The following is a 21,641-nucleotide window of genomic DNA, read 5'->3' as shown; positions in this document are numbered from 1 at the left end:
GTCTAGGCTTACAGCCACAAGGGGTTACGACCTTATTACCGAATGATACAAAATGACTATTGTGTATCATTCAATTTTTAAATAAGTTGACTTACCGGAGTGTATTGATTTTTATCTTTGTGGAGTGTAATAAAAAATATTGAACAAAAATTATATTTACTATTGTCGGAGAAACGTGTTTTAAGCAAATTATCTTTGGTTGGTTGATACCTTGATCATCTAATTTTACTGAGTAAAAAACGATAGAATATTCAGTAATTACTTGTTGAATCTTTTCTGAAAGAGTATATGATGAAAATATTAGAGGGGAAAATTGCTGTAGCTATGGAATTGCTATATCAGTTTTACTTTTAAGTAATAAATTCTAGGAGGAATGAAATCTGTGGATGAAAATAATTTTTCCAACAAAAATAATAGTGATGATGATATTTTAAAAGAATTTATACCGCCCTCTTTTATAGATGAGGCAACAAGGTTGCAACAAAAAATTCAAAGGCAAATCGAGCCCATTATAGAGATGCAAGAAAAAATGAGAAAGTTATATCAACCTATTATAGTTCCACAACAAGAGTTAATGAAGAAATATGAACCTATGTTAGACGCCCAGCAAAGGATAGTAAGTATCTTAGGTCCGTATTTTGAAGCTCAAAGCAGAATTCAGCAAACATTGGAAAAAGTGTATGCGCCATTAAAGAATATTGATTGGGAAGGTATAAAAGAAGCTGCAGCCGAACGTTTAAAGGAATTAGACCAGTTATTAAGAGAACAAGAAAATTCTAACTGGTGCTTAGATGTAGATCTTATGGATAGTATTGATGAAGGAGAAATCGAACTCAAAGAACTATCAAACCATGTAGATGCTAATCTCGATGGTATAGTGAAAGAACTAATTGCTGAACCTATATTTAAATTACATACTTCCTTAATTGATGAGTCCTATAGTGCTTATAAATCTGGGTTATATAAGCTATGTGCCTTTTCATTATTTGCCGCTTTCGAACATGTTATTGCATCCTGGTATGACGGTAATCTAACTAAAGAGAATATATCTGTAGATAAAAAGCCTAAAGCGAGGAAGTTATATAGAAGAATTGAAAGTATTGCAAAAAATGAGAAGGAACAGGACGAGTTTATTAAGGTATTCGCTTTATCTGTTTTACGAATGTATCAAAAGACTTTTTCTTTTATACCAGAGCAACTTAATAAAGAATTAAATCGTAATTCAATTGCACATGGATTTCATGATTACAACTCGATTACTAAAACAGATATTCTCAAGCTATTCCAATTGTTAAAAGCAAGTACTATTCTTGAACTAATTTCTGTAGATGAACTTCACGAAAAAAATGCAAAATCAAGCGGTTAACCTGGTGGAACAAAAATAAATAGCGATTCTTTTTATGAGAATCGCTTTGTTCATGGTGTTAGGTCACAATAGGAAGGTGCTCGATATATTTACTACTCTTAATTATCATCTCGGTAGACTGTTTATCATTGTATTTATTTTTTCTTAGAAATCCGTATGCCATGACTTTATGACCTAGCAGCTGATTCTCTGTATAGGTGAAATGAGGGAAATATTTCTCAAATACTACTAAGCTGAAATTTTTACCTTCTTCAAAGTTTAGGTAGTATACCTTCTCTCTTTTAATAAAATTACTTATTGTTCCATAAACAAAATATGGTGTCTTTTCAAGAGATTTATTCTCCCATAATAGTTCATGGGCTCGTTCCGGCGTAATGATCAGCTGTGATAAGGGAATTTTATTACCTTTAACATGTATGATAATAGATGCCAGGACATCCGGTTGGTGGTCTTTTATTAACTTTACAACAGACTTAAGTGAAGATATGCTGCTAGGTGTTAAGGAAGAATCATTCCTTACTTTAATAGCCTGTGGCGGTTTATTCTGTAGTTCCCTCTCAACGACCTTAGCTTCAAAATCTGGATCAATTCTATTCAAATTCATCTTGATGACAATCTGCTGCATGTCCTTGGCAAGCAAATCATTTTGATACTGCTCACATTTTTCTATGGTTTCTACAAAACTCAATTTTTTAGAAAGCCCACAAATGTCTGTATGCTTCGACTTCCCTTTTCCACTTGTTTTAAAGTATGGTGCTACACTGCCTTGAGCTGGAACGAAAATCACAGGAGCTTTGCAAGAGCTATCCAAGCAGTAAATGTTGTGGCCATGTTTTACCTCTTGGTACTCAAAAGCACTAATTACTTTTCCGTTTGCTAAAACTGCAGCATTCACGTTTATCCTCCTTCCTTTGAAAGGCTGCGGATTTGTTCCTGTAATCCGTGATAACGTCTTGTTAGATCCCTCATTTCCTCCTTAATAGATTGAGGGATTTCATTCAGAGTATCTGCAATTGTAAATCCTATAGACATTTGCTGAAAAGCTCTTCCCATAAAAACCAAAGTCTGAAAAATATAGTCTTCCTGTTTTCCTAATTCTTTAAATCTCTCTTTTTCAAACAATTCATTTTCCCTTTCCTCAACCCACATATCAAATTTAGTTTCAACATCCATGAAATGATATCTCCTTTAAATTTTTATCATCAAAAAAAATGATAATAGCGGGCTTTAATTACTGTAAAAAGAAGTTAGCTTCTGAATATCATATGAATTACTGTGGGTACCCATTTCAATTTTTAGAATGGTACTTGGGAGCAGTCCACATTGATTACTAACTTCAATAAGCAGTAAATTCATAGCTTTTCTTTTTTTCTTAAGTCCATTTGCAATTGTGTTCATAAATTTTTCCTCCTAATAAAAAACGGAAGAACTACAAACAAGGTTTCATCCCTGATTGCGGTTCTTCCGCTTTTAGTAATATGTATTTACCATATTTTATCATAGATTAATTGAAGATTTCAATCTTAGAATATACGAAATGGTGCAGCTAAGACCATTCTTTTTCTGTATTGTGAATATAAGCGTTCATCGCTCCTGGCTAAGTGGCTTATCATTGATGTACTAACTCCATAAGCCTTACCATCACCATAGTAGATCCAATTAAAAAGGCTTGGAGCTATATTGTTTAATTCAGAAATTTGATGTATTAATTTTTTTAACTTATTATGTGACAGCTCATTTTCTGTTAGTTCTAAAAGATGAATGTGGCCACGTTTAATGTCTGTAAACATTTCGATTCGTTGATGATAGCAAAAAGGGATATTCATACTCTCTCCTTCATTTGGCTTAAATTGTAAAAATGATCTTAAGCTATTATTGCTTAAGATCATGGTTTGTAATATTAAGCTCGAACTTGGCTTGTTCAAGTGCTGCAAGATTAACTGAATTTAAGATTAATGGCTCAAGCTTTTTAAATTCTACCTTTCCTTTTTCCTTTTGCTCTTTGTTACCGTAATTAATCATTCCATTTATCACAATCATCTTCTGTAAAAGAACCGCTGTATCTAATTGATCTAACCCATTCATATCAGGTTTATTAGTATTCACAATTGTTTCCCCCTTAAAGACTAGTAGATATATTCCATTTTTATTATTAGAACAATCATATGCGGAAATGGTTTTTATTGCAAAATCAAGAGAAAAAATACCATTTGTTAAAATTTAACCATTATAATCAGGTAAGAAGAACTATTAAAAATTAGAAATGGGGACTTAATATTGGAAATCATACACTTACCGAAAACCATTAATCCAAATTTAAAAGAGCTTTTAAATCAGAAGGAAATAAATATTTCCGACATAGAATTTATCGTAATTGCGGAGCATCCTATTAACAAGGAAGAAAAACAAGAAATGGAGGATGTAGCAAATCGATTAGGAAATAAAGAGAATATTCAAGTTCATGAATTTACATATTTGGAAGCGGATTCTACTATAGAATTTGATTCATTTGAAGATTCCTTACCGGCTAAACATGCTGCTTTTGTTATTTTAAATAAAAATACCAATAATGATATTACTGAACAACTCGGTATAGTATATAAACCGAAAAACAGTACTAAAACACTTCCAATCTTTACTTTAAGCGAAAATGCTGAATTCTTAATTCAGGTAAAAGCTGACCCTTCTGATCTGGGTGATACAAATGAATATTTGCAAGATATTAAAAATAGGCTTATGGGGAATAATAGAACTTCACTAAGTTTCAGTTATTGTACTAGTGATGAGAACTGCACTCAATATTGTTTTATCATAAAATAATAGTATATTTGGGGATAGATGAAATATATTCTTCAGTTCATCTATCCCTTTTTACTAAGGTTGTATAAACGATTTATCTATTGTAAAAAATGAATTCAAGTTTCTGCATTACTCCAAGAACGTCTTCCATTAAAGCACGTTCGTCCTTTTGGTTAAGAGTAAACAAGATATTATCTAATGTATTTTCAACCTCTTCCTGCAACAGCTTTTTATCAATACCTATATTCTGAGGTCTTAGTTGCTTATATTTATTTTTTTTAAAATTAGCTAAACACCTTTGAAATGCTTGCTTAATATCCGCTGTTTCAATTACTCCGTGGCAGGAAGAACAAAGTGTAACTAGATTATCAGGGTGGTGAATTCCCCCTTTTTCACGCGGGATCTTATGGTGAACATGGAGATCTGTTTCAGACTCGCAAACAACACATTTCCAACCATCCCTATCTTTCACTTCATTTTTCAAACTTTCATTGAATGGTTTATTCCAAACGTTTGCAAATGTGATTTTTCCCCCATTCTTTTGAATTAGATCTATAACTTCAAGGTGTGGCAAAATAATCATTTCTACTAAGCTCATGATACTGTCTGCCACACTATCAATGGATTCAATTACATCTTCTTCATCCTCTTCATCTTGATTGACATCTTGGTCAAAAATTATTTGGGACATTTCAGATATGAAAGGAATCACTTCATTTCTATGTGTAGGGATCAGAGCTTTAGCTTGATCGTATATAGTGTGTATATCTTCTTTTCTCCAGTTCCTTACAGTATTCTTAACTACTCCTGGAATCATACTGCGCCAAGAGTCATCTATTTTTGCTTCCTTTTGATCAACGGTTTTGATTCTTCCATCTTTATACTTGTCAATGACTTCAAGAATATCAATAGCTTCTTCATTTTCTGAATACCTCAGATCTACAAGAGTACCTAGAAAATCATCAATCTCATCTCTAAGGCTGCCAGAAGTTTTGTACCTAATATAGTCACTTATTTCTTCTTCTAAATCAATTGGTGGGTATGTATACCAACCTGGAATGGATTCTCTTACAATTTTGGGGGTTTGGTAGCGCCATGCATCTTGTAATGGAAAAATAGCAGGTTCATGGATAAAAGTATCATAGTCCTCGAAGTCGTCTTGTTTTTCCTGAAGACCTACTAAAATTTTTAAAAAATCATCTATTTCATTTCTAAGGCTGCCAGAAGTTTTGTACCTAATATAACATCTAATTTCTTCCTCTAAATCAGCTGGGGGATATGTATACCATCCTTCTATCGAATCTCTAACAAACTTTGGAGTTTTATACCTCCAAGCATCCTGTAATGGGAAATTGGCAGGTTCATGGTTAAATGGCTCAGTAGCAGGAGAATGGTCTTCCTTATCAATTGTTACACTGCTTAACTTTTGATCATCCACATGTGGTTGGTCATTACCAATCTCAGAATGATCATTGAATCTTCTGTTTTCAAATATACTATCCAGTTCATCAAGTAAAACTGATAGTTCATCTGTAAGTATTGAAGTATTTTCTTTTAAAGAAGATATTTTAGTGAAAGGAACATCCTCCCATCCCGCTAATTCTTTTATTTCCAAGACATTTACTAGGTTTATAATTTCGTTAATTAGCAATTCCCTAGTAAATTCGTTAAAAGAGGATTTTTTTTTGTTTTTATTTCGAGTTTTTGTAGCCATTTACCCTTCCCCATTCGCTGTTAATTAGTTTCGTTAACCTTATCGTATGTAATACGAATTACCTAAATTATAACAATTATTAGGAGTTATGGGATTATATTTTGGAGATTAAAAACACCCTTTAGTTTTTTCTTTACTAAAGGGTGAAATTTGTATTTGATTATTACATCAAATAAGCTTTAAGATAACTTTCGTAAGCTAATACTACAAGTAGTTTAAGACAGCAGTTAAATAATGTTGTACAGTTTGGACCCTTTCAGCTGCAGAATCCGCGATTTGTTTATAGTGATGTTTTCCATCCTCCGTAATTCTCAACAAACGCTTCGTCCTGGTTTCGCCTTCCCACTGGCCAACTAATAGACCGTTTCTTTCCATATCCTTTGCCAGTTCATAGTGATAGCCACTACTGGTCACCCATCCATACTTTTGTTTTAAAATATCCTCAATGCCGGCCATATGAACGTGGCCGCGTTTCATTGCTGCTTTTAATGTGACATACCGGACTAGATCCATAACTGAAACCAATTTGGCAAAATACTTTCGATGCTCATCCGGTAGCTCATGCTCAACCGGCGGATTCTCACCGGACCCGGTCAGATCGTAGACAAACCGGTCGATGACCATTTTCACTTCACTGAGGCGTTCTTTGAAAGTCAGCTGATACCACTGGTAAAGGGATTCCCCTTTCTTCGTAATGTGGTAGACATTAAAGGAGCCCTCTTTTTCCAGGAGCAGATGCCCGCTTTCGGCCAGCTCTTTAGCCACTTTGCAGAAGTAAGCATAACTATGCCTTTTACCGCTAAACCGCTCGGATAACTCTTCATAAAGGGCTTTGGGGAAATTCGGACTTTCCATCAAAGTCTTTAAAATAAAAAGAGTATTAAATTCCTTCTGGCTAAGTCCAATGGTTTCGATAGAAACCGGCTGCCTTTGCTTTTCCTCCATATAACTAACCTCCCTTACAGCAAAATCAGATCCCCGCTGTAAAAGTAACCTTTCACGTCTCTGTCAAAGCCAACCTCATAGCATTCCTTCCCCTGAGAATTTGTTTTAGCGGAAAGGATAATGCCTTTTTTATTGCTGAAGTCTTTCAAATAATAAAAGTCCTCTGGATCCAGCGGTTCATTCTCCTGGACCTTTCTCACCTTCACGTCATCCCCTATTTGATACACCATATCTTCCTTCGAAAGAGGGGAGACTTCCTCGCTCTCAAATAACGTCAGCTGTTCCATTAAAAACATCACCTTCTATCATAACTATAAACTATTTTCAAATTCAGCAAACCTCGTTAGAGTATTCTTCTACACTGTATGCCGCTTATCCTCCCTTCTCCCGCTTTTTTTACCTTGAACAGCCCGTTTTTTCATTTAATTTTTCCGAATCCATTCCATATATTCGATTCATTACATTTATCGGACTCATTGAATTATTCAATTTTCTCGGATCCATTCCATCCCTTCGATACATCCAATCCTTCGGATCCATTTTCTCGGAAGAATGGGTGGGGGTTTGTCGCGCGTCGCAAGCGGAACCTGCAGCGAGTCCGAAAAAAAAAGCTCTCCCCCTATTCAAAGTCAAAAGCGGGCGGTTTAAGAGGACCGACGGGCCAACGAACAGTAAAAAACTGGATATAAAGAGTATATAAGCGGGAGAGGAGCGGATCTGGAGCATGCTGAAGGAAGGAATACTCTAGCGAGGTCTGCTGTTAAGTACACAATGTATTTTATGTGGCCAGCTGCTGTTCCCATCCGATTACATTCAGGCCGTTTCTTCAGTAGAAACATATAAATGCTCCCATTCTTTTCTTATATCAAGGCAATGGTAATGATAATCTAGTCGAATAATTTCAGTTTGATGTAAAATTTTTAGAAACGTTAAAAATTCACTAAGGTGGTAATTCAATACATGAGCTTTACCCAACCTTGCTGCAATTAGACTGCCTGGTATATTGTGAGTGGCATCCGACAACTTCCCAATAACAGCAAGGTGAAAATGTAGATTTGACTTGCTCATATTTTCTGTTTTAATTGTTGAGATATTTCTAACGAAGCAACAATATAAATATAAGACATCAGCTGCCAGCCTTTCTATTTCCTCTGGTGTATATGATTCTAAGTTTTCTTGAACTACCTCTTGCAACTGAAAATATTTATTACTTTCATCGTAAAAATATTCCTTAAAATCTATATTAGTTTCTTTAGTTGTTCCTATACTTTTTAATCCATCTTCCTTTGTAAATGTATACTTCCGTTTCCGTAACCACCCTAACATTATTACTTCCCCCTAATCCAATTATGAAAGCTGTTGCTACACTTTTCTCAAATAAGCTTGCAATTAATAAGATATTCTATCTTTTATAAAGGACAATTTTAAAGTGAGTGGAGTGATTTCTTAATTTTTTTTCGAATATCTTCATTACTTTCTCCTTATCTAGGCCACCGGTCCCAGTGCCCAATAGAGGGATTGTCGAAGATTGAATCCCTTTTTCAACACAAAAGGCACAAATGTTATTTAGGCATTTTTCAATCGTTAAGATATCTGCTTTTTGCCCGGGTTTTAGCATCGTTACTGCATGCAGTACACCTTCTTTAAACCCCAATCTTCCTGAGCCAGTAATATAAATATCTCCCAGGCAGATCTTTCTTGACCTGCAAATAATTTTAGCCTCCCTCTCAATTGAGTGATCATTATAGTGGATTGTATCTGCAACACCTTTTAGTGGAACATATCGACCGAAAATCCCACCCATCCATCCTTTGCCGTTAGCAGCATTGATTAACAGATCAGATTTATAATCTAATAAATTTCCATGGAGCTGTTCGATCATGGCAATTCATTCCCCTTATTAAAATATTTTTCAAGCTAGAAAAGACTTCATTGCCATTCCCCTCTATGCCTTAAAAAACAAAAAAGCACCTGATTCATAGGTCATCCCTATGGATCAAGTGCTTCTTGATATTTCAATATTAACAGAATTTGGACATTGAGTATATGTATTTTTTGCTACTATTTTATTTTTCTTTCATACTTTAGGCTTCCCAAATGGAGCAAGTATTCTCGTGCTCTTTCATAACTCATTCCCTTGTCCTCAAGGTAATTCATTGAATCGAATTTATTTCTTCCCACACCATCTATTACATAAATCTCTTCGTAGATACCTTTTTCACAATGTAAATACCAGTAGTCCCCTTCATTAGGCGTTCTATTTCTTTCCTTCATTTTTTCATAACTTAAAAACAATAGCACCACTATTACAAATGAAGCAATCAACGATATAATGAATCCAATGATTGAGAAATTCATCGCATACCATAAGAAGACCAACACTACGAAATAGATTAATATATAATCATGTAGCATTGTTTGGGGATAGTTAGCTTTCCAGCCGGCCATTATTTTATACCTTCCATTCTTTGCTTAATTTTTTTTAGCTTTTACGAATATTTAACAAATCATTACCAAACTCAATTAAATGGATTAATGAAGTTATCCTGGCATCATGAATCAGCCCTTCTTGAACTAGTACTTTTTCTAAGTTTGTCGAAAATGCAATAAATTCATTAATATACTGTAGGAGCAGCTGCTTATCGTGGAAATTGTGACGATCTGGGATATTTTCTAAAACATCATTGACAGCAAAAATAATGGTTCTATACAATTGGGGATTTTCATCTATTAAAAAACTGTGGCTAAAACCTTTGATGCTTATAATACCATGTCTAATAATTTCTAATCCTACACTTTGTAGGCCTAGTGACAGGGTAGCTGCTCTAGACCGCAAAGTATTGTTTTCATCCTCTAATCAATAGATTACACTCAAAAGAGTGATTATTCTAAAGTTAGGGGAAGGTTATTTATGAAACGAAATTGGAATGAAGATGAGCTACTAGAACATTTTGTAGTACTACCCATTGAAAGAAAGCTAATTGGTAATAAAACAGGGGCAAGTCGTTTAGGATTTGCGATATTATTAAAGTACTTTCAACAAGAGGCTAGATTTCCTTCCAAGAAACAAGATATTCCCAAAGTGGTAGTTGAATTTATAGGGCAGCAATTAGGGTTATCTTCATCACTCTTTGAGGAATATCGTTGGGGAGCAGATGAAAGAAACTTTACTTATCATCGAAAACAAATTAGAGAATTCTTTGATTTTCAAGAACTTACAGCAAAAGATAACGAACTTTTGACAGAGTGGTTAAACGAACAAGTTCAGTTTACACATGATATCGACTATTTAAAAAGTCAGGCATACAGTCTGTTTCGCAAGTGGAAAGTCGAACCTCCTTCAAATGGAAGTTTAAAGCGTATGATCGATTCCTCCATTGACACTTTTGAAAAGGATTTATATCAATCGATTTATCAGCAGCTATCTTCTAGGACTTGTTCGAGATTAGATGCGTTACTGGAATCTTTTACTGATGAAGTAACAGTAGAAGGTTTTGAAGAAGAGTTTCATAAGGAAAAGGAATCAGATATTTTAACTTTTCGGCAACTTTTATCTTCTCCTAGCAAACCAAGTGTAAGTACCATGGAAATGGAAGTTAAAAAATTGTTAGCTATTCGGCACCTACACATTCCTCCAAGATTATTTCATCATTTGACTCCGAAATTAGTAAAGAAATATCGACTCCGTGCAGCTACAGAAACCGTAACAGAATTGCGTGCACACCCTGCACCCATTCGCTATACCCTTCTTGCCATTTTATTTACGCATCGTCATGAAGAAGTCATTGATTATTTAGCTGATTTATTGGATGAAATTACGCATAAATTTGGAAATAAGGCCAAAAATACAACCCGAAAAGAAGCAGTAGAAGAATTAGAAAGAGTCCAAGGAAAAAATAGACATATTGTCAATTTATTAAAAGCAACCGTAGATCACCCAGAAGGGGTCATTCAAGATACTTTATTCCCTATTGTTAGCTCTGATATGATTCGAGATATTATTAAGGACATGACAAAAAATAATCGGGAATACAAAGAAAAAATCTATACAAAAATGCATTCTTCTTACCAAGGGCATTATCGAAAGTCACTTTCTAAAATTTTAAACAACCTTACTTTTCGCTCAAATAATCAATTTCATCAGCCGATTATTAAGGGTATTCAACTCATACGAGAGTATGGAGAAAGTGGGCAACGTTATTTTGCTGCTGGAGATGAAGTTCCCATTGAAGGTGTAATTCAGCCGAAATGGAAAGATGTTATTGTCGAGACAGACAGCAAAGGGATAGAAAGAGTAAATCGAATCAACTATGAAATTGCAGTGATCCAATCGCTTCGCACTCGACTTCGGTGTAAAGAAATTTGGATTGAGGGTGCTGATCGATATCGAAACCCAGATGAAGATCTCCCTCAAGATTTTGAAGAGAACAAGGAAGAATATTTTCAAGCACTGAAAGCACCACTTGATGTAGAGCCTTTTATTGAAGATATTCTACAGTTGATGAAAGATAAACTCCATTTATTGAATCAAGGGCTAGGAGATCATAGTAACGAAAAAGTAGCCATTACTACCAGAAATAATAAAGGATGGATTAGAGTCACTCCACTCGAAAAGCAACCAGAACCTCCACATGTGACGATGCTTAAACAGGAGATTAAGAACCGTTGGACCGACATTAACCTATTGGATTTACTAAAAGAAACAGATTTTCATACGGAGTTTACCAAACACTTTAAAACCACCGCCAATCGAGAGATTTTAGATCGAGAAACCGTCCAACGAAGGCTTCTTCTAAGTTTATTTGGATTAGGAACGAATACAGGTTTGAAAACAGTTTCTGCTGGAAACCATCTAGATAGTTATCGAGAACTTCGATATATACGCCAAAAATTTATTCATAAGGATCATTTGCGAAAAGCCAACGCCGAGGTTACCAACCATATCATCTACAATCGAATGAAAGAGGTATGGGGAGAAGCTACCACTGCATGTGCTTCCGATTCAAAACATTTTGGCTCTTTTGATCAGAACTTGCTTTCAGAATGGCATCCTCGTTATAAGAAGCATGGAGTCATGATCTATTGGCATACAGATCGAAAATCAGCTTGTATCTATTCTCAGCTTAAGTCCTGCCTTTCTTCTGAGGTGGCAGCAATGATGGAAGGGGTTCTTCGTCACTGTACGGACATGGAGGTTGACAGAAATTATGTCGATACACACGGACAAAGTGTCGTTGCATTTGCTTTTTGTCATCTACTTGGTTTTAAACTGATGCCACGGTTTAAAAATATTGGATCTCAAAAGCTATATCGTCCAGAAGCCGGCATGAATGAGGAATATCCTCACCTACAACAGGTTTTAAGTAGACCGATTAACTGGGATCTTATTCGGCAACAGTATGAACAAATCATTAAGTTTGCAACTGCTCTACGGTTAGGTACTGCTTCTGCCGAATCCATATTAAAGCGATTTACAAGGGATACGAAACATCCAACCTATCAGGCTTTATGTGAATTAGGAAAAGCGATTAAAACGATCTTTTTATGTGATTATTTACACTATGAAGAGATTCGAAGAGAGATCCATGAAGGATTAAATACAGTGGAACAATGGAACTCAGTGAATACTTATATTTTCTATGGGAAAAACAGTGAGATTCGTTCCAATTCGATAGAAGATCAAGAGGTGTCTGCCTTATCACTTCAATTGCTGCAAAATTGCTTAGTCTATATGAATACCTTAATGGTACAAGAGGTTCTTTATGACAACAACCAATATTGGTTGAAGAAAATGACTCCAGAAGATTTTAGGGGATTAACACCTTTATTTTATCATCATGTCAATCCATACGGAACTTTTGAACTCAATATGAATCAGCGAATCCCTATTAAGTTGAAGGTGTCGTAGTTTTTTATCATTTTGATCGGTGACAAAAGCCAGCTAATATCCCATCAAGATATTAGCTTGAGGACTTTGAGGTTGATGCGAGAAAAATTCATATACGTGATCGAGGTGAATTGTCCAATCTAGCTGAAATTAAAACGGTATGTAGTCCCCGTAGTATTGATGTATCTGCACAATGATAGGGTGCTTGCCTTGCTTACTTTTTTATCAACTGATAGTTATACTTTTAAAATCATAACTCTGAAAATACCCCCTTATCTAGCAATGATTTTTGCAAAACTTAAGACATAAGGTAAGCATCACTTTTCCCTTTTTGGGAGCTAACTCTGCTTTGTTTTTCCTTTTAAATAAGAGATACCTAGTAACAAAAATGGAATAGGAAACAGGACAATCATATATGCGTAAATATCTAATGTTTTATCTAGCCGAAGATGTTCTTTTGATAAATAGTACGTACCAAGGAATACGAGTAAAACAAACCCCGTAAACCCAAATCGTCTTATCCACTTTGAGGAAACCTTTGATACAGTTATATCATAAGCGATTCGGAAGTATAGACTGCAGCGTATGTATGTCCCTACAGCCATTAATAGTAATCCATAAATATCAAAACGATCAATGAATCCTAAACTAATAATTCGTACTGACTCTAATGCGGGATATACAGAATTATCAGCCTGACCTAATCCGAAAATCGTAATACTACCTATAGTTGTTGAAAACATCATAAGTGCATTTAACAAAATTCCAATACTCCATAGTAAAAACATTCGTTTTTCACGAATGTTTTGAATGGGTAGAAATAAAAGTAGTAATAATTCTACCCATATACTTAAAATTATCAAAGATCCCCATAATATTGGATTCCAACCAAACTCAAATATAGGTTGGAGCTCACTCCAATCTTTCATTGGTCTGTCCAAAATCGTGACTGTATGTCCAGTCGCCATAGCAATTATTGCTAGTATTCCTGCCGTTAATGCAATTCTTTTAATACCTTTTGAAGCTGCATAAACAAAGAATAACAAAAACCAGACCAGTATAGCCAATCGTGGTGTCTCAGGCAAAAAGGCAATGTAGATAAAATCAACTAACAAAGCAAACGAGAAAATTGTTAAAAATAAAAAGTAGATAATGAAAATTATCTTTATCATCACTCCAAAAGGTTTTCCTAATAAATTGTGAAGCATATCAGAAATATTTTGTTTTGGGTATTTAAGTCTCAAACGATAAATGGAGATTGCCAACGTAAATGCTACCGGAAGTGATAGAAATATGGAAATCCAAGCATCTCTCCCGGCAACATCGAGCATTAACGGGAGAATTACGACATGTCCCATGATTGGAAGTGTCATTACTAATAAAAAAAGTGTTTCCCATTTTGTTAACATGTCTGTAATCTCCTTCTTCTTTGATCGTTTAATTCTTCAGCTTATAAGGGTTGTTATAAGGCTTTTTGTGATTTTTTTCTACACTTTTATTAATAAGACCTTGATGAGTAATATTTGTATGAACATCAATCATTATATCTGCATTAGAAAAAATCTCATTCCATTCAGATTGGACATTTTGCCATTGTTTAGGATATTCCCTGTAGGTTTCCAGTCCAATTCCTGATATATCAGTCTTTAATTCCTTTTGAAGCTTATTCAAAGTTAAACGTACGTTTTTTTCAGTCTGATTTGATACTTCCTCTTCAACTTTACTTATCCACTGATCATTTATATTCCTATTCGTAGTATTATCAGCTAAAGTTCCCTCTATCTCGATTTTCAGATGTGCTTTAAGCTGATTACCATCTAATGTTGGATTTATTTCCGTCTCTGATTTCTTTATCTCTACAGAGACTTTCTCCTTGTCATTCAGAGATACGGTTTTACTTCCGCCTTTTGCCTTGTTTAAAAGGACATTCAGCCCAACAGTTTCATGTGTATTCAGTTTACCGACCATTTTATAAGTGTTAATAACAGCAGTACCGTCTATTGAAGTAATTGCTTTATCCTTTTCTTTTTTTGTTTGAATTATCGGCAAATAAGCATTAGGAATAGGACTCTCAATTAACTTATAAAATTCATACATTTTTACGGGTGTAAATTCAGCAATATATTCTGTTTGTTCTAAAGCAGAAACTATTTCTGTCGAAGAAAGATCTTCATAAAGGGTAGAAGTATCCAAAATATCAATTGGACTTTCCTCTGTAATGAATAGATAACTATTCAAACGAAACATTTGATCGCGTCTGCTTTCATCAAGGTAGTCAATAAAATTATCTTTTGCTAATTCCTCACCAATCACCCATAAACGAGTATGCTCAAAATAAAGCCGACGTTTCGCATCTTTTATGAGTTCTCTTGCGCCTTGTATAAGTGAGTCCCCGTCTCTTTCTAATAGAATATTTTGGCCATTTCCTCCGCCCCCCTCTCCTCCACCTTGTTCACTTGGTCCAGTTGGTTTTATGATTTCGACGCTAATTCGTAATTGTCCGTCAGATTTATCCAACCCTATCCCATGTACAAGTGCTGATTTATCAAGTTCTTGACTACTCCAACAGCCGGTTAATAAAAATAATAATGGGATGATAGTTAGCATCCTTACCATCATTTATCACCTGTTTTAGGTAATGATCTAATTCTAGTCGTACGCTGATTCGGTATACTTTTTGGTCGCTGTTTTTTCCACCTCAACGGCAAACGAATCAGTGAATCTTTCCAATCCTGAAAATAAAAAGGTGCAAATGGCGCCATAAATGGAATCCCAAGCGATGTTAAAGAGATCATATGTGTTAATAAACCGAGCATGGCGACAATTAGTCCATATCCCCCGAATAAGCTACTAGCAATAAATAATCCTATCCTAAGAAGTGCGGTGACATCTGCAATTGGGGTGATAACAAAGGCAGCAATGTACGATATGGATACAACAATAATGGTCGGTGCACCAACAAGTCCGGCTGAGACTGAGACTTGTCCCAGAATCAAAGCACCAACAATACTTAACGCTGAGCCAATTTGTTGAGGAAGTCTGACACCAGCCTCACGGACAACTTCAAACATTAAAATCATCATGGCAATTTCCATTGCTAGAGGGAATGGGACCGTCTCTCGCGCTTGAATAATAGGGACAATCATATCAGATGGAATCATCACCTTATGAAAATTAATAGCTGCAATATAAATGCCTGGTAAAGAAATACTGATTACAAATGACACGAAACGCAGCATTCGAATGAAGGAACTATAATAGGGTCGAGAACTGTAATCTTCTATGCTTTTTATATTTTCAAGAAATAGGGATGGAACAAACAAACTGACCGAATCCCCATTTACAATGATCACAATTCTTCCTTCCATTAATAAGGCTGAAGCTTTGTCAGGACGTTCTGTATTTCCAATCGTTGGAAAGATTGAAAAGGGATGGTCTTCGATGAATTGTTCGATTTCCCCTGAATTATTTATCTCATCCACTTTAATTTGTTCTAATCTTTGTTTGATCCGTTCAATCAATTTTGGATCCGCAATGTCCTTTACATATCCGATTGTAATATCCGTTTGACTATATTCACCAATTTTAATTGTTTCAAACTGTAAAGAAGGATGTGAGATTCTTCGCCGTAACAATGCAATATTAGTAGGTGATGATTCAATAAATCCGTCATGTGCTCCTCTCACAGCTCGATCAGATTGAGGTTCGGAGATTGCTCGAACCTCGTACCCTGGTGCATTTAGCAGTAATCCTTCACTATACCCATCCAGTAATAGTAACGTATTTCCCTTCAGTATTTGGTATACAGATTTTTCTAAATTATTTTCCTTCTTTGTGTTAAAAATAGAAATTCTTTCTTTTACTTGTTTTAATTCTTCTCCCATAGAGCTATCTAGAGATTCCTTAGTCAGTGGCTCTAATACATTATTGCGAATGGCATCTTCATCAATTAACCCGTCTACTATAACTAGTAGTGCTTTCAATGTGCGACCGTCATGTAATGGAATGATGAAATCATGAAAAATGATATCATCACTTGAATCTAACAGTTGTTTTAGTTTTTCTTCATTTTTATGAACATCCGATGAGAACAAAATTGAATTATTAAATTGTTCTTCCTGTGTCCATTTAGTATTTTGCTTCATTTTTTGCATAATGGATTTAATTTTTAAATAACGCATAGTTTAACCCATCCTAGAAAAGTTTGTTTTTTATACTGTTATTATGGCTTTTATAACTAATAATATGTGCCGTTTTTGGAAATGATATGTTAATGATTTTTGTGCGAATTACATTAATTTACTGGGAATTTATTAATATAGAAAGGTGGGGAGTAAGGTGGATCAAACAAAGTTAATAAAAATGATGATAGCTCTTAATATGAATTTTTTCATGGTTATTGGGTATATTGGCTGGTTTAAATATTATTTTCTTTCCGTATGCAGGGGAAGATCCTCTTTTCCAGGCTTGGGCTAAAATGATTTTTTATTTTGGAAATGGATTAGTATTACAGTATGTCTTATTACATTTTTTCAATGAAGACGAACAAAAAACAAGAACAAAATAGGCTATATAAGCATGGTATACATATGAGTGAAGACATTATTAAAAATGTCCTTGGAACAAAACCAAGAGCTAGACATAAAGAGCAATATATTAATAATTAAGATCAATGCTTTTCAAATCCTATTATACATAGGGAAATCTTAAGCTTCGAATTCACTTTCTAATAATTCCTTCTCTTATTCAAGAAAATAGCCCTTTTCTTGAATAATTAACGTGTTTGAGAGGTTATTTAATCACACTCAAGCACACATAAATTTTAAACACTAAATTAATAAACTTTTTACTCAACTAGATTACCAAAAACCAGTGTTTTTGTAATGTCCCCCCATCGCCCTGTTACCCTTTGATTTTATTAAGATTAGCAGTTACCAAAAATAATTACCAAAAGTATTATCAAATACCTTTACAATAATTGCCCCTCTAGTAAAATAAAAATATACAAGTTTATTGGAGGTTACAAATGATAATTGGTTATGCTCGGGTATCTACTATTGACCAAAATATAGATCGGCAAATTGGTATGCTTAATGAATATGGTTGTGAAAAAATAGTTGAGGAGAAATTCACTGGTACAGTTAAAGATAGAAAAGGACTTCATCAACTTTTTGATGTCATCCGGAAAGGCGATACAGTTGTAGTGGAGAGCATCTCCCGTTTAGGACGTAAAACATTGGATATCCTCAACATTATTCAACAGTTAGAAGAGATGGGGGTGCAATTCATTTCTTTAAAAGAAAATATGGATACAAGAACCTCTACAGGCAAAGCCATGTTCCAAATGATGTGTGTCATTGCAGAATTAGAAAGAAACCTTATTGCTGAGAGAGTAAAGGAAGGACTTGAAGCAAGTAAAAGGCGTGGGAAAACATTAGGTAGACCCAAGTTGGATAAAGAAAAGCTTGCTGTTGCGCTAAGGATGTATGATAGTGAGGAATATTCCATAAAGGAGATTGTCTCGGCAACTGGAATATCACAAGGTTCCTTATACAGAGCAGTCAATAGAAGAAAGCTTGAAGAACTAAAAAAATAGGATTTTATTACTTCTCCAAAGTTACTTTGCGGTCTACAGCAGGAACCCTGTCACTAGGCCTTGTAGGTAGGAGAGGTCCTTATCTTTAAAGAGCTCTTCGTTCTCTTGGGGATGATTTAGCAACATATTATGATATTTATTGTTTAGTTTAATATTCATTCTTCCACCCTTTCATTTGGTATAAAAAAAGAAATTAGCCTACCAAATAAATTTCAACATGCTCAAATTTTGCATTAGGGGGTGCGAACTCCTTTTTAAATTCTTTTTCATTAATACAAATTGCTTTATAACAATTGTTCGATGAACCAATAATTAATTTGTGTAACTTAACTGCGTTATTATAATTTTTCTTCATATAAGATTCCCCTTACTTAATGGCTTTCACCACCACCTATAATTAGGATGTCGCTATTTGGTACTCATATTTTTTTATATTCCTCATATTGATTGTTTAAGAATTCCTTAAGCGTAATGAGAATTTTTTCTGCATAAAGTTCACTTTCAACTTCTGATTTGAAATAATCTTTTCTTTTTTTTAATGAATTCATCTTTATGACCCCATCCTTAGTCAAATGAGTTTGCACTAACCCTAAGGTCAATGTTTCTAAAATGAAAGCGTCAGATGTAGTTATCACTTGCTTCGTCATGTACATCTGAAGGTTAGTTTTATACATAGGTTTGAAAATGGAGCCTTCGTTTTCTTCTTTAAATTCATACACCAATAAATATTTTTCTTCTTTCAACACAGCTGACAATCTCTTTTTAAAAATTGGATCACCAAAGCTAATAAATGTTTCGATGAAGTAGGGCTTTGTTTTTGAAGCATCTACCCCTGGATTTACATGTACCTCAAATGGGGACCTTTCTGGGAATAGTGACTTTGAGTGTGCTTTTAAAGTTTCCTTAGCAAGTCTTTTGACATTATTAAGCGGCAACTGAATCATCCCTTTGCAAATTTATATAAATATTAATTTCTGTTCCACTCTTTACAGCTACTATTCTGGAACACTATAAAAAAGAATCTAAAAATATTTTGATGCTTTTATCATCTTACTCCCTCTGTTCTTCTACCCTGTTATTACTAATAAACTTTTTATAAATTTGGAAGTTTAGGGCCAAAGAGTCAGTGTGATAATCCATCCACTTATACTCTTCTTCAATTCTGTATACTTCTTTACCATACAAAAGGGACAAACATCTTGACACAATTCTCTTTGGTAACCTCGATGAAATCTATTACAAGACGAACAATCATAAATGAAATTTAGCCTTTTAACTGGAAAATGATTTTTCCTATTCATGTATTGTATCCGCAGCACAATATCCTTTAAAATCCCCTTATATTTATAGCAATAATATCATCAATCAACACTAACAAACTTAGTTATTTCCTCACCTTCAAATCTAACCAGATACTCTTTCCCATCATAAATCACTTGATAATCACTGGACGAAAAGCTCTTTCGTTCAAGTATCAGCTCAGATGTTTCCGCTTTTAAATAATCAGCAACTAAAGCTTCTTTTTTAGTTGTTTCATGAGAAATATCTTTTGACATATTATTCATTGTATTAATTAGAGCACGACCCACAAATATAAGGATTAATAATAAACACATAACTGTAAGAGTAGTATAAAGTGTATCCCTACTAATGTTTAGATTAAATTTCATCTTATTCGCTCCTAAAATTTGACTTCTGTTCCTAACTTCTCTATTTTCATCAGTCAGTTTCATGTAATTTTGTTTTTGATTTTCAACGAATTTCTCTAGGGTAAATACCATTTGATTCATTATATTGTTAGCATCTTCTTTACTTTTGAATGAACGAACAATCACATCACTTATAGAATTATCCTTTTCCATCTCAATTCGAAATAAGTGAGTAAATTCTAAAAGTGGTTTCTCAATCTGAAGCAGGTTGGAATGATAATCCACTATCTTAACTTTATATCGGGAAGAAGATAGAAATCTTTGATTAATAAAAATTGCATATTTTATACTAGTAATCCGTAGTCTTTCGTAAAAGTCCTTATTGGGGTATAGTCAGGAAAATGCGGATTTACAACGTTAAGGAAGTTCCAATATAAAAAGCCCAATTTCTCGGTATAACGCAAAAGAAATTGGGCTTTTGGGTATTCCTAAAATGAGAACTCAATCTTTATTAAACTCCACTAATATCAGTTTCAATATGTTGATTTCCTAAAAGTAATACCATAATTCGATCAAATAGTTCTCTGGAGGAGACAGCTCTCAATTTGCTTTTTCGACGAAAAGGCAGAACCCTTTAAAGAATTCTGTTGCCAGGAACTAATACTACTATAGAGCTAGCAATAAAATTGACTAATGTTTTATTCATGTTCTCCTTCCAATCAACAGTTCTATGAAATAGGAAATGTCAAACTTTTAATACATTTCCTATTCTAAAATGAGAGCATTCCCTTTTCAGTTAGTAGTTCACTTTTTGATCTAATAAACTCATATGTCTCATTACCATATAATTCTTTTATAAATCGTTTTTCTTGTTCGTAAGCAGGAACGTATTCATCTAAAACAAACACACCATCAGGAAGTGATGCTTTACTATATTCGCTCTGTGGTTTCCTAGTATCCATGATGAGTTTACGATGATTTTTGTTCAAACAGATATAGTTCAAATCAAACTTATTCCATCTGCTGAAACCTTTATTATCATTAACTGTTGATAAAATAACTTCATCATTTTCAGTTAGTTTTACGACATCAAGTACTGTATTATCATCAGCACCAAAAACAAAATCACTATTATCTGATAACTTTACTATATCTAAAGGATACATCATACAACCCTTGGGTTTTAGTTTTGTGTAGTTTATATTGTTCTTTATTGCATAACCATGAATTGCACAACCATGTGAGCCTTTTTCACCTATTTTAATTGAAAATATACACTTCCCACAATGCTCTATAAAGCTTCCGTTTTTATCTAATATCCCGTTTTCACTATAATATTTTTTTGATTTAAAATAGTCGGAATTTGATTGAGTTTCTTTAAAAATATTATCTACGTGGTTGTATACCTTATTAATATCTTCCTTAGTTGGGGGATAGGGAGAGCCATCACAACAAAGTGAAAAATGCGCTAAGTGACAATTCATACAATCTAGATTAACGGGTCTGCTTAGAGATTTAATATCAAAAAGATTCCCCATAAATTCAAATACACTAATATTGTAATTTTGTGAGATGTATTTATCTAAGTTCTCTTTTAAAACAGTTGCCATTGGAAAGTTAATGTAAGCATACTCCCTCGCTTTTTTATTTGATAATATACTAAACCCTCCTCTCTTTTTCAAATA

At 34.2% G+C, this 21,641-nt stretch carries 23 protein-coding genes and 1 pseudogene; 5 read left to right on the top strand and 19 right to left on the bottom strand.

Annotated elements, in window-relative coordinates:
* Nucleotides 1-382: 382 nt before the first annotated feature.
* The gene (locus tag JI665_RS25965) at nucleotides 383-1,366 is read left to right on the top strand and encodes a hypothetical protein (protein WP_206845608.1); all 984 of its coding nucleotides are present in this window, start codon (nucleotides 383-385) and stop codon (nucleotides 1,364-1,366) included.
* Between the two features lie 58 nt (nucleotides 1,367-1,424).
* On the opposite strand, the gene JI665_RS25960 is transcribed toward JI665_RS25965, so the two are convergent.
* From JI665_RS25960 to JI665_RS25940, 5 genes are all read right to left on the bottom strand, one after another.
* Complete coding sequence (locus JI665_RS25960) at nucleotides 1,425-2,261, bottom strand: hypothetical protein (protein WP_206845607.1); 837 nt, start codon at nucleotides 2,259-2,261, stop codon at nucleotides 1,425-1,427.
* Nucleotides 2,262-2,263: 2 nt separating this feature from the next.
* Nucleotides 2,264-2,539: a hypothetical protein gene (locus JI665_RS25955; protein ID WP_206845606.1), complete on the bottom strand. Its 276-nt coding sequence runs from the start codon at nucleotides 2,537-2,539 to the stop codon at nucleotides 2,264-2,266.
* A gap of 54 nt (nucleotides 2,540-2,593) precedes the next feature.
* Complete coding sequence (locus JI665_RS25950; protein ID WP_206845605.1) at nucleotides 2,594-2,764, bottom strand: hypothetical protein; 171 nt, start codon at nucleotides 2,762-2,764, stop codon at nucleotides 2,594-2,596.
* 125 nt (nucleotides 2,765-2,889) lie between these two features.
* Nucleotides 2,890-3,192 (bottom strand): hypothetical protein, encoded by a 303-nt coding sequence (locus JI665_RS25945; protein ID WP_206845602.1) that lies wholly within the window; start codon nucleotides 3,190-3,192, stop codon nucleotides 2,890-2,892.
* 46 nt (nucleotides 3,193-3,238) lie between these two features.
* Entirely contained in the window at nucleotides 3,239-3,472 is a 234-nt protein-coding gene (locus JI665_RS25940) for a hypothetical protein (protein WP_206845600.1), read from the bottom strand.
* Between the two features lie 171 nt (nucleotides 3,473-3,643).
* On the opposite strand from JI665_RS25940, the gene JI665_RS25935 reads away from it, so the two are divergent.
* A complete protein-coding gene (locus JI665_RS25935; protein WP_206845598.1) occupies nucleotides 3,644-4,186 on the top strand; it encodes a hypothetical protein in 543 nt (180 codons plus the stop codon).
* A 73-nt stretch (nucleotides 4,187-4,259) separates the two neighbouring features.
* Here the strand turns inward: JI665_RS25935 and JI665_RS25930 are convergent, their stop codons facing one another.
* From JI665_RS25930 to JI665_RS25900, 7 genes are all read right to left on the bottom strand, one after another.
* On the bottom strand, nucleotides 4,260-5,879 hold the full coding sequence (locus tag JI665_RS25930; protein WP_206845596.1) for an HNH endonuclease: 1,620 nt from the start codon (nucleotides 5,877-5,879) through the stop codon (nucleotides 4,260-4,262).
* A 204-nt stretch (nucleotides 5,880-6,083) separates the two neighbouring features.
* Nucleotides 6,084-6,824: a helix-turn-helix transcriptional regulator gene (locus tag JI665_RS25925; protein ID WP_206845594.1), complete on the bottom strand. Its 741-nt coding sequence runs from the start codon at nucleotides 6,822-6,824 to the stop codon at nucleotides 6,084-6,086.
* Between the two features lie 14 nt (nucleotides 6,825-6,838).
* Nucleotides 6,839-7,111 carry a hypothetical protein gene (locus JI665_RS25920; RefSeq protein ID WP_206845592.1) on the bottom strand — a complete coding sequence of 91 codons (273 nt, stop codon included), beginning with the start codon at nucleotides 7,109-7,111 and terminating at the stop codon, nucleotides 6,839-6,841.
* Nucleotides 7,112-7,637: 526 nt separating this feature from the next.
* On the bottom strand, nucleotides 7,638-8,150 hold the full coding sequence (locus tag JI665_RS25915; protein ID WP_035333491.1) for a hypothetical protein: 513 nt from the start codon (nucleotides 8,148-8,150) through the stop codon (nucleotides 7,638-7,640).
* 76 nt (nucleotides 8,151-8,226) lie between these two features.
* Nucleotides 8,227-8,706: a macro domain-containing protein gene (locus JI665_RS25910; protein WP_206845591.1), complete on the bottom strand. Its 480-nt coding sequence runs from the start codon at nucleotides 8,704-8,706 to the stop codon at nucleotides 8,227-8,229.
* A 179-nt stretch (nucleotides 8,707-8,885) separates the two neighbouring features.
* The gene (locus JI665_RS25905; RefSeq protein WP_035332677.1) at nucleotides 8,886-9,272 is read right to left on the bottom strand and encodes a hypothetical protein; all 387 of its coding nucleotides are present in this window, start codon (nucleotides 9,270-9,272) and stop codon (nucleotides 8,886-8,888) included.
* A gap of 34 nt (nucleotides 9,273-9,306) precedes the next feature.
* On the bottom strand, nucleotides 9,307-9,660 hold the full coding sequence (locus tag JI665_RS25900) for a hypothetical protein (RefSeq protein WP_206845590.1): 354 nt from the start codon (nucleotides 9,658-9,660) through the stop codon (nucleotides 9,307-9,309).
* Nucleotides 9,661-9,735: 75 nt separating this feature from the next.
* Between JI665_RS25900 and JI665_RS25895 the strand changes: the two genes are divergently transcribed.
* Entirely contained in the window at nucleotides 9,736-12,732 is a 2,997-nt protein-coding gene (locus tag JI665_RS25895) for a Tn3 family transposase (RefSeq protein WP_206845588.1), read from the top strand.
* A 56-nt stretch (nucleotides 12,733-12,788) separates the two neighbouring features.
* A pseudogene (locus tag JI665_RS29295) lies at nucleotides 12,789-12,905 on the top strand (transposase); the annotation flags it as partial.
* A 144-nt stretch (nucleotides 12,906-13,049) separates the two neighbouring features.
* Here the strand turns inward: JI665_RS29295 and JI665_RS25890 are convergent.
* From JI665_RS25890 to JI665_RS25880, 3 genes are read right to left on the bottom strand one after another with little or no spacing between them, the layout of a single operon-like run.
* Nucleotides 13,050-14,120, bottom strand: coding sequence for a GerAB/ArcD/ProY family transporter (locus tag JI665_RS25890; RefSeq protein WP_206845586.1), 1,071 nt, complete (start codon nucleotides 14,118-14,120; stop codon nucleotides 13,050-13,052).
* Nucleotides 14,121-14,148: 28 nt separating this feature from the next.
* Nucleotides 14,149-15,330: a Ger(x)C family spore germination protein gene (locus tag JI665_RS25885; RefSeq protein WP_206845584.1), complete on the bottom strand. Its 1,182-nt coding sequence runs from the start codon at nucleotides 15,328-15,330 to the stop codon at nucleotides 14,149-14,151.
* Nucleotides 15,327-16,892 carry a spore germination protein gene (locus tag JI665_RS25880; RefSeq protein WP_206845582.1) on the bottom strand — a complete coding sequence of 522 codons (1,566 nt, stop codon included), beginning with the start codon at nucleotides 16,890-16,892 and terminating at the stop codon, nucleotides 15,327-15,329. Before JI665_RS25880 ends, JI665_RS25885 begins: the two co-directional genes overlap by 4 nt.
* 845 nt (nucleotides 16,893-17,737) lie before the next feature.
* Between JI665_RS25880 and JI665_RS25875 the strand changes: the two genes are divergently transcribed.
* The gene (locus JI665_RS25875) at nucleotides 17,738-18,307 is read left to right on the top strand and encodes a recombinase family protein (RefSeq protein WP_095373808.1); all 570 of its coding nucleotides are present in this window, start codon (nucleotides 17,738-17,740) and stop codon (nucleotides 18,305-18,307) included.
* A 193-nt stretch (nucleotides 18,308-18,500) separates the two neighbouring features.
* Here the strand turns inward: JI665_RS25875 and JI665_RS25870 are convergent, their stop codons facing one another.
* The 4 genes from JI665_RS25870 to JI665_RS25855 all read right to left on the bottom strand — a co-directional run bounded on the left by JI665_RS25870 (nucleotide 18,501) and on the right by JI665_RS25855 (nucleotide 21,638).
* On the bottom strand, nucleotides 18,501-18,662 hold the full coding sequence (locus tag JI665_RS25870; protein WP_160169274.1) for a hypothetical protein: 162 nt from the start codon (nucleotides 18,660-18,662) through the stop codon (nucleotides 18,501-18,503).
* 64 nt (nucleotides 18,663-18,726) lie between these two features.
* The gene (locus JI665_RS25865; protein WP_035332675.1) at nucleotides 18,727-19,242 is read right to left on the bottom strand and encodes a hypothetical protein; all 516 of its coding nucleotides are present in this window, start codon (nucleotides 19,240-19,242) and stop codon (nucleotides 18,727-18,729) included.
* Between the two features lie 426 nt (nucleotides 19,243-19,668).
* Nucleotides 19,669-20,241, bottom strand: coding sequence for a hypothetical protein (locus tag JI665_RS25860; RefSeq protein WP_035332674.1), 573 nt, complete (start codon nucleotides 20,239-20,241; stop codon nucleotides 19,669-19,671).
* Nucleotides 20,242-20,726: 485 nt separating this feature from the next.
* Entirely contained in the window at nucleotides 20,727-21,638 is a 912-nt protein-coding gene (locus JI665_RS25855) for a hypothetical protein (protein ID WP_009335983.1), read from the bottom strand.
* Nucleotides 21,639-21,641 lie beyond the last annotated feature (3 nt).

It is taken from the genome of Bacillus sp. NTK034, assembly GCF_017303275.1.
Taxonomy (GTDB): Bacteria; Bacillota; Bacilli; order Bacillales; family Cytobacillaceae; genus Cytobacillus.
The sequence above is the reverse complement of the archived record's forward strand: the minus strand, read 5'-3'. Positions and strand labels throughout refer to the sequence as shown.